The 15,000-nt window shown below is 71.3% G+C and carries 10 protein-coding genes; 2 read left to right on the top strand and 8 right to left on the bottom strand.

Annotated elements, in window-relative coordinates:
- Positions 1-800 (bottom strand): thiolase family protein (locus ACRDTB_RS32640; protein WP_431436060.1); only part of this gene is annotated, 800 nt, incomplete at its 3' end.
- Between the two features lie 112 nt (positions 801-912).
- On the opposite strand from ACRDTB_RS32640, the gene ACRDTB_RS32635 reads away from it, so the two are divergent.
- Positions 913-1,323 (top strand): nuclear transport factor 2 family protein, encoded by a 411-nt coding sequence (locus tag ACRDTB_RS32635; RefSeq protein ID WP_431436059.1) that lies wholly within the window; start codon positions 913-915, stop codon positions 1,321-1,323.
- On the opposite strand, the gene ddaH is transcribed toward ACRDTB_RS32635, so the two are convergent.
- Both ddaH and ACRDTB_RS32625 read right to left on the bottom strand, forming a co-directional pair.
- Positions 1,310-2,071 carry a dimethylargininase gene (gene ddaH / locus ACRDTB_RS32630; protein ID WP_431436058.1) on the bottom strand — a complete coding sequence of 254 codons (762 nt, stop codon included), beginning with the start codon at positions 2,069-2,071 and terminating at the stop codon, positions 1,310-1,312. The genes ACRDTB_RS32635 and ddaH overlap by 14 nt on opposite strands.
- Positions 2,072-2,095: 24 nt before the next feature.
- Positions 2,096-3,268, bottom strand: a complete 1,173-nt coding sequence (locus ACRDTB_RS32625; protein WP_431436057.1) for a cytochrome P450 family protein — start codon at positions 3,266-3,268, stop codon at positions 2,096-2,098.
- Positions 3,269-3,285: 17 nt separating this feature from the next.
- Here ACRDTB_RS32625 and ACRDTB_RS32620 point away from each other — a divergent pair, with 17 nt between their 5' ends.
- Positions 3,286-4,389, top strand: coding sequence for a TetR/AcrR family transcriptional regulator (locus ACRDTB_RS32620; protein WP_431436056.1), 1,104 nt, complete (start codon positions 3,286-3,288; stop codon positions 4,387-4,389).
- Between the two features lie 101 nt (positions 4,390-4,490).
- On the opposite strand, the gene ACRDTB_RS32615 is transcribed toward ACRDTB_RS32620, so the two are convergent.
- The 5 genes from ACRDTB_RS32615 to ACRDTB_RS32595 form a co-directional block, all read right to left on the bottom strand.
- A complete protein-coding gene (locus ACRDTB_RS32615) occupies positions 4,491-6,599 on the bottom strand; it encodes a tetratricopeptide repeat protein (RefSeq protein WP_431436054.1) in 2,109 nt (702 codons plus the stop codon).
- A 91-nt stretch (positions 6,600-6,690) separates the two neighbouring features.
- Entirely contained in the window at positions 6,691-8,799 is a 2,109-nt protein-coding gene (locus ACRDTB_RS32610; RefSeq protein WP_431436053.1) for an OmpL47-type beta-barrel domain-containing protein, read from the bottom strand.
- 193 nt (positions 8,800-8,992) lie between these two features.
- Positions 8,993-12,988 (bottom strand): ThuA domain-containing protein, encoded by a 3,996-nt coding sequence (locus ACRDTB_RS32605; RefSeq protein ID WP_431436052.1) that lies wholly within the window; start codon positions 12,986-12,988, stop codon positions 8,993-8,995.
- 35 nt (positions 12,989-13,023) lie between these two features.
- On the bottom strand, positions 13,024-14,046 hold the full coding sequence (locus tag ACRDTB_RS32600) for a multicopper oxidase domain-containing protein (RefSeq protein ID WP_431436051.1): 1,023 nt from the start codon (positions 14,044-14,046) through the stop codon (positions 13,024-13,026).
- 462 nt (positions 14,047-14,508) lie between these two features.
- Positions 14,509-15,000 (bottom strand): zinc-binding dehydrogenase (locus ACRDTB_RS32595; protein ID WP_431436050.1); only part of this gene is annotated, 492 nt, incomplete at its 5' end.

Below are 15,000 nucleotides of genomic sequence, written 5' to 3'. Positions count from 1 at the left end.
CGGCCGAGCAGCGCGGCCGCACCACCCGAGCCGAGCAGCACGGCCGACGCGCCGTCGCTGAGCGGGGACGCGTTGCCCGCGGTGATCGTGCCGTCCGCACGAAAGGACGGCCTCAGCTCGCCCAGCTTCGCCATGCTCGTGTCCGGCCGGACGCCCTCGTCGCGGGTCAGCCCGCCGGCCCCGACGGTGAGGTCGTCGTAGAAGCCCGCCTCCCACGCCTCGTGCGCGAGCCGGTGCGAGCGCAGGGCGAACTCGTCCTGCCGCTCGCGGGAGATGCCGAACTCCTCGCGCAGCCGCTCGTTCGACTCACCGAGCGAGACAGTCCACTCCTTCGGCATCAACGGGTTCACCAGCCGCCAGCCGAGCGTGGTGGACACCGCCGTGACGTCGCGAGCGGGGAACGCGCGGTCTGGCTTCGGCAGCACCCACGGCGCGCGGGTCATCGACTCGACGCCGCCGGCCACGACGACGTCCGCGTCGCCGGTCTCGATCGCCCGGGACGCCGACATCGCCGCGTCGAGGCCGGAGCCGCACAGCCGGTTGACGGTGCCGCCCGGCACGCTCACCGGGTAGCCGGCGAGCAGCGACGCCATCCGTCCGACGTTGCGGTTGTCCTCACCCGCGCCGTTCGCGTTGCCGAACAGGACCTCGTCGACGGCCGCGGTGTCCAGTGCCGGGGACCGCTCGGCGATCGCGCGCAGCACGGTGGCGCCGAGGTCGTCCGGACGGACCTTGGCCAGCGCGCCGTCGAACCGGCCGAACGGGGTGCGAACCGCGTCGTAGACGAATGCGTCACTCATGCGTCCAGTGTCCCTGACCGCGCGCGCAGGCGATCCGGCCACCTCGTGCCCTGCCAATCCGGCGCTGCCAATCCGGCGAACAACGACCGCCCGGGCGTGGCAGGATCTCGATATGGTCGACCGAGCGGAGTTCGCGGCGTGGATCGAGCGGTACGAGCGGTCCTGGCGCAGCGCGGGCACCGCACACCTGCGGGAGCTGTTCACCGAGGACGCGAGCTACCTGCACGCGCCCTACGAGGAGCCGGTCGTCGGCCTGCCCGACATCGAGCGGGACTGGGAGGCGGAGCGGGACGGGCCCGACGAGATGTTCACGATGGCCGCGTCGATCGTGGCCGTCGAGGGGGACACCGGGGTGGCGAGGGTGCTGGTGCGCTACGGCGAGCCGGTTCGGCAGGAGTACCAGGACCTGTGGCTGGTGCGCTTCGCCGCGGACGGGCGGTGCGTGTCGTTCGAGGAGTGGCCGTACTGGCCGAACCAGGCGTGGACCGCGAGCCCGGGCGGCATGGGCGCTAGCGGAGCCTGACCGACAGGCAGGTCACGCAGCCCTCGAGCTTCTCGAACTCCCCGATGTCGACGGTGACCGGCTCGAGGCCCCGCGCACGCAGCCGCGCTGCGGTCCGGGGAGCCGACGCGGCCAGCAGCACCCGGTTCCCGCCCAGCAGCACGACGTGCGCGCCCGGTTCCTCCGGCACGGCGAGGAAGTCCGCGAACACCGCCGGGTCGTCGACGAGCGGCGGGTACCCGATGACGGTCCCGTCGGGCAACGCGGTCACCGCGGACTTCAGGTGCAGCACCTTCGTGACCGGCACCGGCACCACGGTGGCGCCGGTCGCGTCGAGGAGCGCGGCCAGCTGCCGGACGCCGGCCTCGTTCGTGCGGCCGCTGAGTCCGACGTAGACGGTCGAGCCGACCTTGAGCACGTCGCCGCCGTCGAGCGTGCCCGGCTGCTCGATCCGCGCGACGTGGTAGCCGGCCGCGCGGACCGCCCGCTCGACCCCGGCCGCCTCCGGCCGCCGCTGGGGCGCCCCGGACCGCGTGATGACGGCCAGATCCCCGTACACCACAACGGGATCCTCGACGAACACCGAGTCCGGGCACCCGTCGGCCGGCTCGACCTCGACGGTCTCCCACCCCTGCGCCCGCAGGGCGTCGACGTAGGCCTGCCACTGCCGCCGGGCCAGCCCGACGTCGACGGTCCGGCGCTCGATGTGGGAGACGAGGCCCTCGGCGAGCCGGGGATCCGGGCGGCGAACCAGTGCACGAGTCGTCACGTCCGACAGTGTGTCAGCGCCGTGTCAGCGACGTACCCGCAGCGAGCCGAGACGCCACGTGCCCGGGTCGGGTGCGCGGACCGCCTCCACCAGCGACAGCGTCGGGAAGCGGTCCAGCAGCATGCTCAACGCGACCTCCGTCTGCACCCGTGCCAGCGACGCGCCGAGGCAGAAGTGCGGGCCGTGACCGTACCCGAGGTGGCCCGATGGCGCCCCGGCGCGGGCGAGGTCGAGCCGGTCGGGGTCACCGAAGGCGCGCGGGTCCCGGTTCACCGACGCGACGACCGCCGTGACCGGCTCGCCCTTGCGCACGACCGTCCCGCAGAGTGGCACGTCCTCGCGCGCGTACCGGGGGATCGACATCATCGTCGGGCCGCACCAGCGGGTCAGCTCCTCCACGGCGCGGCCCGGGTCGGCGTGGAACGCGGTGACGTGCGCGGGGTCGGTCAGCAGCAGCGCGACGGCGTTCGCGATGAGGTTGGCCGGTGTCTGGCCCGCGAGGACCAGGTGCCACACCAAGGTGATCAGCTCGGTGTCGCTCAGCCGGTCGCCGTCCTCGGCCTGGACGCGGACGAGATCGGACAGCAGGTCGTCGGCGGGCTCGGCGCGGCGGCGGGCGACCGCCTCGCGCGCCCCGGCCATGATCCCCGGGATGGCCGCGGCGAACGCCGGACCCGCTCCCGACGCGACAGTGGCGCCGTACTCCCGCCACCGCTGGCGGTCGCCGGCCGGGATGCCGACCAGCTCGCAGATGACGTCCATCGGCAGCGGGTGGGCGAAGTGCGTCAGCAGGTCGACCGGCTCCTCCTCGGGCAGCTCCGCGAGCAGGCGGTCGACGAGCGGCTCGATTCGCGGCCGGAACTCCGCGGCGCGGCGCGGCGTGAACGCGGGTGCCACGAGCCGGCGCAGCCGCGTGTGCTCCGGGCCGTTCATCTCGGACATGGTCCGCATGTAGGCGAGGCAGTCCTCGGGCACGCCGGGTCGCAGGAAGCTCGACTCGTTGATCTCGAAGCGGGGGTCGGCGAGCATCGCGCGGGCGTCGTCGTACCTGGTCAGGGCCCACATCGCGCCGATGCCGGGCAATGGGATCCGAGCCAGCGGCGTCTCCTCACGGACGCGCCCGTAGGCGGTGAACGGGTCGCTCAGGAGCGACGGGTCGGACAGGTCGATCTCATGAATTTCAGATGGTGTCACCATATGTTCTTACCATACGGATGGCCCGCTATCGTGATCAGGTGGGGCTCAGCAGGGCGCAGACGCAGGAACGCAACCGCGCGAAGGTGCTCGCCGCGGCACGCGAGGAATTCGCCGAGCGCGGCTTCCGCGACGCCAAGATCGACAGCATCGCGGCGCGCGCGGGGCTCACCCGCGGCGCGGTCTACTCGAACTTCCCCGGCAAGCGGGCGCTGTACTTCGCGGTGCTCGCCGAGGTCGAGTGGCCCGCACCGCCGAACCCGACGCTCGGCCGCTCCCCCGCCGAGGCACTGGGTGCGCTGGCCCGGGCGTGGGTGGCCCGGCTCGACGGTCCCGAGGCGCGGCTCGGCGTGGATCTGTTCGGCGAGGTGCAGGCCGACGAGAGCGTGCGCACGCCGTTCACCCGCCTGATGATCCTGGACGCGCTGCTGCTGGGCCTTGCGCTGGAGCGGCTGCGCCCACCGGCACCCGGTGCGCGGCTGGTGCGGCTGGCGGAGACGGCGCTGACGATGCTGCACGGTGCACGACGGCTGGCGGCGGCCGCGCCTGGGTTCGGCGAGGCGTTCGACGTGGTGAGCGCGTGCGAGCGGCTGGCGGGCCTGGAGCTGAACGACTACTGGGCGCCGCCCCGGCTGGCCCCGCCGACGCGGCCGGCGTCCGAGCCGTGGAGTCCGCCGCCCGCGGTCGACCTGGTGACCGGATCGCCGGCCCGGCTCGACGGCGGCGTGGTCGCGGTCCTCGGCCCGCACCGGTTGCCGGCCGTGGAGGAGGCGGTGCGCGCGGGCGCCGGTTCGCCGGTCACGGTCGTGCTGGTGACCGGCGCGCCGGCCGAGCTGGATCCGTTGGCGCGCCTGGTGATCGGCGAGCTCTGCGGCTGCCTGCGCCAGTCGTTCCCCCGCACGGCGTGGCCGCCGGTTCAGGTGGTCTGCGACCCCGCGGGGTCGGTCGCCGCCGCGGCCGGGGTGCCGGCGGTGAGCGACGGGACGGAGGCGGCGGTGCGCGTCGAGGACGGCCGGATCGTGTCCCGCGCGGACGGGTTCGGTGCTTGCCATGCGGTAGCGGCCGAGCACGATTCGAAACACTCCGGATCAGCAGCGCCCGGGCACGCCGCGGGCCTGTTTTGAACGGTGCTCGTCGACTCACCGGTCGCGAACGTATGACTCGCCGGTTCGGAGCGTTGGACTCGCGGGTTCTAAGCGTTGGACTCGCGGGTGCTTTGGTGGGGCTAGTCCATTGTGGATGGATTGGCGGGGTCGAGCTTGGCGATCAGGGAGCGGATCGCGCTCGCGCGCTCGCTGTCCGGGCCGAATCGCCTCGTCCACTCCGTGCACACGATGTCCAGCTGCTCGGCGGCCAGCTCGAGCCGGCCGATGTCGCGCGCGCCCAGCCCGAGCCGGTACCGGGTGGACACGGTGTGCGGGTGGTGTTCGCCGAGCACCCGGATGCTTCCCGGCAGCAGCTCGGTGAACAGCTCGATCGCGCGCTCGGTGTCGCCGCCGTTGCGCGTCCACACCGCGATCTGGAAGCGGGTGCTCAGGACGTTCGGATGATCGCTGCCCTGCACCCGTGTCCGGTCGGCGAGTAGCTCGGTGAACAGCTCCAGCGCCCGGGCCCGGTCACCGCACCGGCCGGTCCAGATGGCGTGCAGGTGCCGCGCGCGCAACGTCTCGTGGTGGTCCGGGCCGTACACCCGTGTGTGGTCCTCGGTCAGCTCGGCCAGCCGCCGGACCGCCTCGCGGCGCGAGCGGTTCTTGCCGAGCTGGATGGCGGCCTGCAGCCGGATCGCGAGCGTGTCCGGGGCATCGGGGCCGAGCACGTCGCGGCAGTCGTCCAGCAGCTCGGCGAACATCCGGGTGGCGAGCTCGGAGTCATCGATCTCCTGGGTGAACCGGGCGAGCGCGCCGCGCAGCTTCAGCGCCTCGGGGTCGTCGCGCGGTATGCCGGCGAGCATCGACGTGAGCAACGTGATCGCCGTACGCGGATCGCCACCCGACCCGATCGCCTCGGCCAGCTCGGCACCCGCCCCCGGCACACCCGCGTCCGCGGCCTTGCGGAACGCCGCCGTGGACGCCTCGAAGCGGGCGACGCCGCGCGCCGCGCGGCCGACCACGAGCGCCTGCTCGGGATCGCACCAGTCGACCACCGCCAGCCAGACGGCGACCGGAACGGGGTCGGCCGGCAGGTCGATCAGGTAGTCGAAGGCGAGCACGCGCCCGTCCTCCCCGGCGGGGATCAGCAGGCTGCTCGTGCCGCGTGCCGGCGTCGTCGCCCAGCTCACCGCCGCGTCCAGCGGCTCGGGCCGCAGCGTCGTGCCACCCCGCGCGTCGAGGTAGTGCCGCGCCAGGTCGGCGAGCAGGTCGACCGGCACCGGCTCGCTCAACCCGGCGCGCCGGCAGTCGACGGCGGCCGCGACGAGCGCGGCACCCTGCGGGTGCCCGTCCGGCCGCCAGGCGTTGTGCCAGTCCCGTGCCAGCTCGGGGCCGTCGGCCAGCAGTTCGGCCAGCCCGAACGCGTCGGTCATCCGCAGCGCCGAGCGAACCCGGCGATCCGTGGACCGGCTCGCCCGGTCCAGCTCCGGCTCGCTCCAGCGGCGCGACAGCGGGATCTCGTCGGCCAGCCGCAACACCTCGCGCGTGGTCCGCCAGCCGTCCCGCTCGTCACCGTCGAGCGCGGCCTCGTGGCGCGCGCCGAACCGGTCGAGCTCGGCGACCCGGATGGTGCCGAGCACCACCGCGTCGGCGGCCAGCATCCGTTGCAGCAGCGGGACGGTCAGCCCGTTGGCACCGAAGTAGCGCTCGACGTCGTCCAGCCACACCACGCAGCCCCGTTGGTCGGCGACGGTCTCCACCACGGTCCGCACCGACTCCCGCGACGCCGGCGCGATCAGCCGGCGATCCGGCAGCACCCGCCGCACCGCCTCGTACGCGACCCTCGTCTTCCCCGCCGTCGACTCACCGCTGAGCAGGACGAACCCGCCCGCCCGCAAGGCGTCGTCCACCCGGTCGTCGACATCGCGGGACACGTACGCGGGCACCTGGCCGCTGCCGTCCCTTGCCGCGGGATGCACGCCGAGCAGAACCGGGTCGGTCAGCTCGCGAACCCGGCGGGGCCGGCCGCCGAGCACCTCGTCCGGAAGCGCGGCGCGAACCTCGGTGCCGCGGTCGACGAGCGCCCGCCCGCGCGCGCCCAGCACGCCGAGCACGGCAGTCACCATGCCGGTCACCGCGCCCGCCAGGCGATCGTCGAGCAGGTAGCCGGCCAGGACCCCCACCACGGCCCCCAGCACGGCGGCACCGGCGAGCAACAACCATCCCTTCGCGCGGCGCGACACCATGGGCCGACATTATCGCGCCGGGCGCACGGCCAGACACGGACACGGGTGGGGCCCCGGCTGCCTGTGTGCCGGGGCTCCACTTTCCGTATGGCTAGGCGAACGTCGCGCGCCTGCCGATGTCGGACTCGATCGCCGCGTTCACGATGACGCTGCGTTCCTGCGACGTGATGATCCCCGCGGTCACCAGCTCGTCGGTGACCCGGTTGACGTGGCGTACGAACCTGTTGTGCGTGCCGTACTCGGCGTCCTCGGCGATCAGGTCGTTGATCGTGCAGCCGTTCCCGGTGTCCACATTGGCCACACCGGTGTCGGTCACACCGATGATCACGGTCGGGCGGGTGTCCGAGCTCGGGCAGGCGTCCTCGGTCGTCTCGACGATCGTGAACGTGCCCGACAGCTCCGCGGAGACGTTGCCGGCCTTGTCGGTCGCGCGGTAGGTCACCGTGTGCGTCCCAGCCGTGTCCACGGTGACCGGCTCGGTGTAGGCCGTCCAGTCGCCGTCGTCCAGCTTGTACTCCACCGACGCGACCCCGGAGTCCACGTCCAGCGCGTCGATCGTCAGCGTCGCGCTGTCCAGGTAGTTCCAGTTCGAGTCCTGGTCGCCCGACACCACCGCCGACACCGACGGCGGCGTGGTGTCCTCACCCGGCGCCTCGACGACCGTGAACGACACCGAGCCCTCCTCGGACACGTTGCCCGCGACGTCCGTGGCACGGAAGGCGAACGCGTGCTCGCCCGCGGCGGACACCTGGACCGGCTCGGTGTAGGGCACGAAGGCCGCACCGTCCATCGAGTACTCGATCGACGCCACCCCGGAGTCCGCGTCGGACGCGGTGACCGTCACGACCGCGGAGCCGACGTAGTTCCCGTCCGCGTCCTGCTCGCCGATCACCTCGGCCGACACGGTGGGCGCCGTCGTGTCCCGCTCCACCACGGTGAAGTCGACCATGCCCTCCGGCGAGACGTTGCCGGCGACGTCGGTCGCGCGGTAGTGGAGCATGTGCGGGCCCGGCTCGTTGACCACCACCGGCTCGGTGTACGGCACGAACGCCGCACCGTCCAATGAGTACTCGACGGACGCCACGCCGGAACCGGAGTCCGTGGCGGACAGCGTCACCGTGGCGGTGTCGACGTAGTTGCCGTCGCCGTCCTGCTCGCCGGAGACCTCGGCCGTCACCGTCGGCGGCGTCGTGTCCTCACCGCCGCCCTCGACGACCCGGAACGGCACCGAGCCGGTCTCGGAGACATTGCCGGCCGCGTCGGTCGCGCGGTACTGGACCGCGTGGTCGCCAGGCGTGGACACCGTCACCGGCTCGGTGTAGGGCTGGAAGCCGGTGTCATCGACCTCGTACTCCACCGACGCCACACCGGATCCCTCGTCGGTGGCGGTCACCGTCACGGTGGCGCTGCCGACGTAGTTCCCGTCCGCGTCCTGCTCGCCGGTCACCTCGGCGGACACCGTCGGCGGCGTGGTGTCCTCACCGCCGCCGGCCACCACCGTGAAGTCGACCATGCCCTCCGGCGAGGTGTTGCCGGCGACGTCGGTCGCCCGGTACTTGAGCACGTGGTCGCCCACGGTGTTCACGACCACGGGCTCGGAGTAGGTCGCCCACGCGCCGCCGTCCAGTGAGTACTCCACGCTGTCCACACCGGACGAGTCGTCCGTGGCGGTGAGCGTGGCGGTGGCGCTGCCGACGTAGTTCCCGTCGGCGTCCTGCTCGCCGGTCACTTCGGCGGTCACCGTCGGCGGCGTGGTGTCCTCACCGCCGCCGGTGACCGTGAACTCGCCGACCATCTGGCCGTGGCCGGGGATCGCGCAGAAGTAGCGGTACGTGCCCGGCGTGAGCGTCACCTCTTGTTCGTGCCGGCCGCCGTTGGAGTCGAACGGGCTCGCGACGATGTTCAGGCTGACATCGTGGTTGTAGCCCGGCGTCGACGTATCGAAGGTCAGGGTGTGGCTCATACCGGTCGTGTTGCCGGTCGCCGTGCTGTTCTCGAAGACGATCGTGGTCGCCCCGGCCACGGCGGTCGTCGGGGCGGAGGCGTACTCGGTGGTGCTGTCGTCGGCGGTCCAGGTCAGAGTCTGGGCGGCCGCCGAGGGGTCAGCCGACGCGACGGAGGCGGACGCGGGCGACACCACCAGCCCCACCACGGTGAGCGCCGCGACCAGCGCGGCGAACAGTGCTCGAGCTAGAAGCATGTGAACGAAGCCTTTCTTGGAATTCGCCAAACGAGTCCTCGACGAACCGCGCCTCAGGGGAACGTGACGAAACCCAGCCACAGGTACGTGACCAAAGGACGATCCCGACCCGGCGCGACCAATCGTCAAAACTCCGGGGAGGCGGAAATGGGGCCGGCCGGTGTGGGTGGACCCGCACCGGCCGGCCACCCGGCTACAGCTGCCGCACCCGGATGTTGCGGAACTCGATCAGATCGTTGTCACTGTGGTTCTGCAGTCCTATGTAGCCACTCGTGAACTGCCGCAGGTCCGTCGGCGGGTCACCCGGCCGGGAGGACTCCTGGCCCGGGGTGTTGTCGAACTCGTTGATCACCTCGCCGTTGCGGATGATCGTGTAGTGCTGCCCGACGACCCTGATCTCGTAGGTGTTCCACTGACCCTTCGGCGTCGCGCCGGCGTCGTCCAGGCCGACCTGGTCGAAGTTGTAGATCGACCCGGTCTTCTGCGGCTCGCCGGTCTCGCCGTCGTAGATCTGGACCTCCTGTCCACAGTAGATCGCGACCCACGCCGCCGAGTCGCGTGCGGCGCCGACGGTGCCGCAGCTGCCCGGTGGTCGCTCCTCCAGCGGCGTCCGGACGTCCGGGAACCGCACGAAGACGCCGCTGTTGGCACGGTGGCCCTCCGGTGCGATGTCGGAGAACTCCAGCTTCAGCGAGAAGTCGCCGAACGCCTTCTTCGCGTACCACAACATGCCCAGCCCGCCCGCGGCTCTCAGCGAGCCGTCCGGCTGAATGGTGAACTCGCCGGACGGCGCCTGTGCCCAGTCGTACAGGGACTGGTCCGTCCCGTCGAAGATCGCGTCGTACCCGGTGGTGCCGGGCCGGCCGATGTCCGACGCCTTCGCCGCGTTGTTCAGCTTCGTCTGCTGGTTGGCGTTGACGATGCCGAGGTCGCGCAGCCGCTTGACGACGGCCGCCACGTGGTTGACGAACGCGCGGTGGGTCGCCCACGTGCTCTCGTCGTCGATCATGTCGTCGATCTTGCAGCCGCCGCCGGCGTTCTTGTTCACGACCCTGGTGTCGGTGTCGCCGAACGTCACCGTCCTGTTCGGATCGGAGGTGACGCAGCCGACGTTCACGGCCGTGCGGATCGTCGCCGTCTCGCCGTTCGCGTAGGTCACGGTCAGCCTGGCGGTGAACGGACCCACCCGGGTATAGGTGTGCCGCGGGTTGGCCTCGGTCGACGTCTTGCCGTCACCGAAGTCCCAGTCGTAGGCCACACCGCCGGCCCGCGAGCCGTTGAACTGGTAGGTCAGCGGCTTGTTCTGCACCGCGACCGACGACGCGTCCGGCAGCGGGGTGGGCGGGCCGCCCTCGTAGGTGACCCGGATCAGCTTCTGGTTCGGGTCCACACTGAAGAACCCACCCGCGTAGTCGAGCATGTAGAGCGCGCCGTCCGGACCGAACCTGGCGTCCATCCAGCTCTGCAGCCGGTCGTCGCCCGAGCCCGCCTGGATGATCTTGCCGACCGTCTCGGCGAACGCCGGCGGGCGGTGCTGCGGCACACCAGCCGGGTCCACGGTCACCGCAACCCGGTTGGCCGGGTTCGACTCGTCGCCGATGAACCACTTGTCGTCCCAGTACTTCGGCCACGCGACACCGGAGTCGGTGTCGACCCGGTCGTAGTGGTACGTCGGCCCGGACATGATCGCCTGGCCGCCGCCCCGCAGGTACGGCTGGGTGTAGGTGGCGTCGTCGGCGTCGTAGGTCGGGATCGAGCTGTCCGGCCGTTTCGGGAACACCGGGCCGCCGCCGTCCGGCGAGTACCAGATCATGTTGTCCTTGATGGCCGGCAGCTCCACCAGGCCGGTGTTGCGCGGCGAGGTGTTCAGCGGGTGGTCGCAGTCGTACCAGCCGGTCAGCACGTCCGCGTCGACGTTGCTGCGGTCCCGGTACGGCTGCCGGTTGCCCATGCAGTACGGCCAGCCGTGGTTGCCGGCCTCGGTGATGATCGTCGCGGTCTCGTACTTCGCCGGCCCGAGGTCGGGGTTCGGCGAGGACGCGTCCGGCCCGACCCAGCCGGCGGTCAGCCAGTCGTGCTCCGGGTCGATGGCCAGGCGCGCGATGTTGCGCACGCCCATCACGTAGATCTCCGGGCGGGTCTTGTCACCCGGGTCGTTCGCCTCGGGGAACAGGTTGCCCTCGGGGATCGCGTACGTGCCGTCCGGCTCCGGGTGGATCCGGATGATCTTGCCGCCGTAGTCGTTGGTGTTGCCGGCCGTGCGGCGCGCGTCCTGGAACGAGAGGCCCGCGAACTCGGCCTCCCAGTTGTTCCCGGAGTAGCCCTGCGAGCCCTGCGACGAGTTGTTGTCGCCGGACCCGACGTAGAGGTTGCCCGCGGCGTCGAAGGCCATGCCGCCGCCCGCGTGGCAGCAGCTGTGGATCTGCACCGGCCAGCTCATCAGGTCCTTGCGGCTGGCCTGGTCGATCGTCTGGTTCTGCGCGTCGTAGGTCAGCCGCGAGATCGTCCGGTGGCCGATCCGCTTCTCCCGGTCGATCGACTCATGCGGCATCCAGTAGACGTACAGCCAGCCGTTCTCGGCGAACTTCGGGTCGGGAACGATGCCGAGCAGGCCCTCCTCGTTCTTGACCAGCTCGTCACCGCTGCCCCGGTTGCCCATCACGTCCAAAGTGGTCAGCAGCTTCGCCTTCTTGGTGACCGGGTCCCACTGGTGGATCGTGCCGCAGCCCTTGCCGATCTCCGGGTTGGTCCAGTCGTTGGGCTGGGGCACGGTGTTGCCCGCACAGGCCGCCTTGCCGACGTAGAACACCGTGCCGTCCGGCGCGATCGTCATGCCGTGCGGCTCGCCGATCTGGTCGAGCTGGCCCGGCTGGTTCTCCGGGGTCAGCCGCTCGATCTTGTAGTTCGACGCGATCGTGGCCTGGCAGTCCGCGCGGACCATGCCGGTCGTCCACTTGAGAGCGCCGAGCAGGTGGCTGCGGAACGCGGCCTCGCCGTAGCTTCCGCTCGTGCCGCCCATGCCGGTGTAGAAGGACCGGCCGCCCTCGTAGTCCCGGCACCACGAGATCGGGTGGAACGCGCCGTTCGCGCCCGGACCCGGGTCGTAGCGCCACTCCTGCACCTGCGCCACCGTGTGCACGGTGCCGACCGGGTTCGGCGCCCAGTTGCGCCACTTGTCGGTGCGCGTGATATTCAGTGGCAGCCCGGCGTTCGCCGGGTGGTGGCGGTCGGTGAGGTCGACGACCGCCTCCTGGGGCTCGGGCTCCGGCGGTGGTTCCGCGTCGGCCGTGTACAGCGACCACTCGGCGAGCTGGGTGAGCGGCTCGCCGGCGTTCTCGGTGATGTCGAGCCGGTAGTGCGCGTACGCCGTGTCATTGTCCACTTCGAACTCGCGGCGCTGGAACCGCTCCGGGAACTCCTCGTCGGACCGGCTGTCCAGGTCGACCCAGTCGGTACCGTCCTGGGAGCCCTGCAGGGTCCAGTTCTTCGGGTCCCGGCCGGCGAAGTCGTTGGCCGACGTGAGCGCGTACTTGGTCACCACGGCCGGTTCCTCGAGCTCGTAGGCGATCCACCCGGCCGGCTCGAACGCCAGCCACTTGGTGTTCTCCAGCCCGTCCGCGAGCTTCTCCTTGGTCTCGTTCGGCGGGTTCTCCGCGCTGGCGGTGATCCCCGCGGCCGGCAGGGCCGGCGGCACGGCACCCACCGGGCGGGTGCCGATCAGCCCGGTGAACCACTCGGAGTCGGGCTGGAACTTGGCCGCGTCGGCGATGCCGAGGTAGCCGTTGCCGGCCTCGATGTAGTTTTGCAGGGCGCTCTCCTGGTCACCGCCCAGCGTGACGCCCTCGGCGGAGAGGAACACGACGCCGCGGAATCGGGACAGGTTCGCCGGGGTGAACGCCTTCGGGTCGGTCGTGACCGAGACGGTCATGCCGTTCTGCTGGCCGAGCCCGGCGATCGCGTCGGTCGCGCGCACGACGGGGTCGTTCTGGTCCGCGGCCGGGCCGTGGAAGACGAGCACGTTGACGCCGGTGGCCGCGGCGGCGGCTTTCGGCGCCGCCGCTGGTTTGGCGGGCGCCGCGACCGCGGGCGCGGCCAGCGTGCCGAAGCTCATCGCCGCGCTGATCACCATCACCGCCGCGGTTCTCCAGGTCCGCGCTCTGGTCAGTCCTATGGGAACTCTTCGTCCCATCCCTCGCTCCTTCACTCGGTTCGTGTGATCCGGAGTCACCGGTGGCCGGTGTGCGTGCCGCTGCTCTTGTTCTCGGCCACCTCGTGCTGGTGTGCGTGGAAGCGGTCGATGGCCTCCTGCGCGCCGGCGGGCATGCTGCCGTCGGAGTTGCGGACGAGGAACAACCCGACCATCCCGTCGTCGGCGTGGAACTGGACGTGGCAGTGGTACATCCACACGCCGGGCCCGACGCCCTCGCCGGCGAGCACCTGGAAGCCGAACGAGCAGCCCGGGTTGAGGTCCTTGTTGTCGATCACCGGGCTGTGGTCGTCGTCGCCGCCCAGCAAGCCGGTGCGGGTGTCGGCCCAGCGATGTGCGTGCAGGTGGAAGGTGTGCGGCTGGTTGCCGTGGCCGACGCACACGAACTCCACCCGCTGGCCGTGGTTCGCCTCGAACATCGGGGTGTCGGGCGCCACCTTGTTGTTGATCGACATCTCGTTGAACACGATCGTGAACTGCTTGTCGGGCAACAGGTCCCCGGCCTTGCGCACGATCAGCCCGCCGTAGAGGCCCCGCGCGATGCCGGCCGTTCCGTGGTCGCCGATCGCGTGGTCGTGGTAGTGCCAGTAGCCGGCGCTGCCCGGCAGGTAGAAGCCGCCACCGGCCCTTCGCTGGGTGCGGCTGCGCCAGATGTAGGTGCGGGTCTCACCAGGTTCGTTGAAGGAGTCGTTGAGCGGGCTGCCGTCGGAGTCGACGTCGTAGTCCACGCCGTGCGGGTGGATCGAGAGTCTTTGGTCGGTGCTGTTGACGAGCTCGATCTCGAGAGTGTCGCCCTCGTAGATCTCCAGCAGGGGCCCGGGAATCGTGGCCTTGCCGGGTGCGAGGCCGTAGCCGAGCAGTCCGCCGTCGACGGGCTCCGCGTAGAGGGTGATCTGGCGGAGCTTGCCCCGGGGCTGGGCGGCGGCGATGTTGAACGGCGCGGCACTGCCGTTCACGACGAGTGGGGTCACGAGGCCGGCCGCGGCTCCGGTCAGCATGGATCGGCGCGACCACCGCGGGCGCTGGGCGTGTTCGTCCATTGAGGATCTCCGTTCGTGGACACCGGGGGTCGGCTGGAGGGCAGGTCGAGATGACCGCCGGGTCGTGCGGCGGTTTCCGGGAGAACGGCGAGCTGGCGGGGAAAAGGTGGGCGATCGGCGGCAGGGGGCACCCCGGTGGCACGCGGATCCGCGGGCGGAGCGCGGCGGTGCGGGCCGCCGGGTACCGCTGCGGTGACATCCGTTGTCACGCTGCCTCGCCTTCATCCGGTGATGTCACCGGCTGTCCCTCACGTTGGCTGTCACGTAGGCGCAGACGTACCGCTTCCGACTAAACTACTCGAACTTATGTCGAGAACTAACAAAAGTTAAGAGGCCAAATGGATTAACACGTCCTCCACTGCACTGGCGGTGACGGCCTGAGAAGCGATGTTACGGTCCGTTAGTTCAACCGTTGACCAAATGCGAGACCCCTTCGGCAGAGTCCGAGGTGAGAGCCGCCGCTCAGGACACGTCGAGCACGGCCTTGCCGGCCACCCGGCGGGTGCGCAACGCGGCGGCCGCGTCGGCGAACCGGTCGAGCGGACCACGCCAGCCGAGCTCCACGACGAGCTCACCGGACGCGACCAGCCGCACGAGGTCGGCCAGGTCCGCACCGACCGGGCCGGTGTTGATGAACGACGTCATCGTCTTGGCCGGGCCGATCGTCGAGTACGGCGGGAAGATCGCGGGCTCGTCCGACGTCCAGCCGATGCTCTGCAGGTTGCCGCCCTCGGCGAGCAGCTGCCAGGCGGCGACGAGCTGGGACCCGCCGACGTTGTCGAGCACCACGTCGACCGGCGTGCCGATGCCGCCGAGCCCGACGACGACCTCGTGGGCGCCGAGCCCCTCGCCACGCGCGAGCGAGCCGACCGAGGCGATCACGTACGCCCCGGCCATCACCGCGAGCCGGGCGGCGAACCGGCCGACCCCGCCGGACGCGCCGGTGATCAGCAC

The organism is Actinophytocola sp., assembly GCF_050699935.1.
GTDB lineage: Bacteria > Actinomycetota > Actinomycetes > Mycobacteriales > Pseudonocardiaceae > Actinophytocola.
The sequence above is the reverse complement of the archived record's forward strand: the minus strand, read 5'-3'. Positions and strand labels throughout refer to the sequence as shown.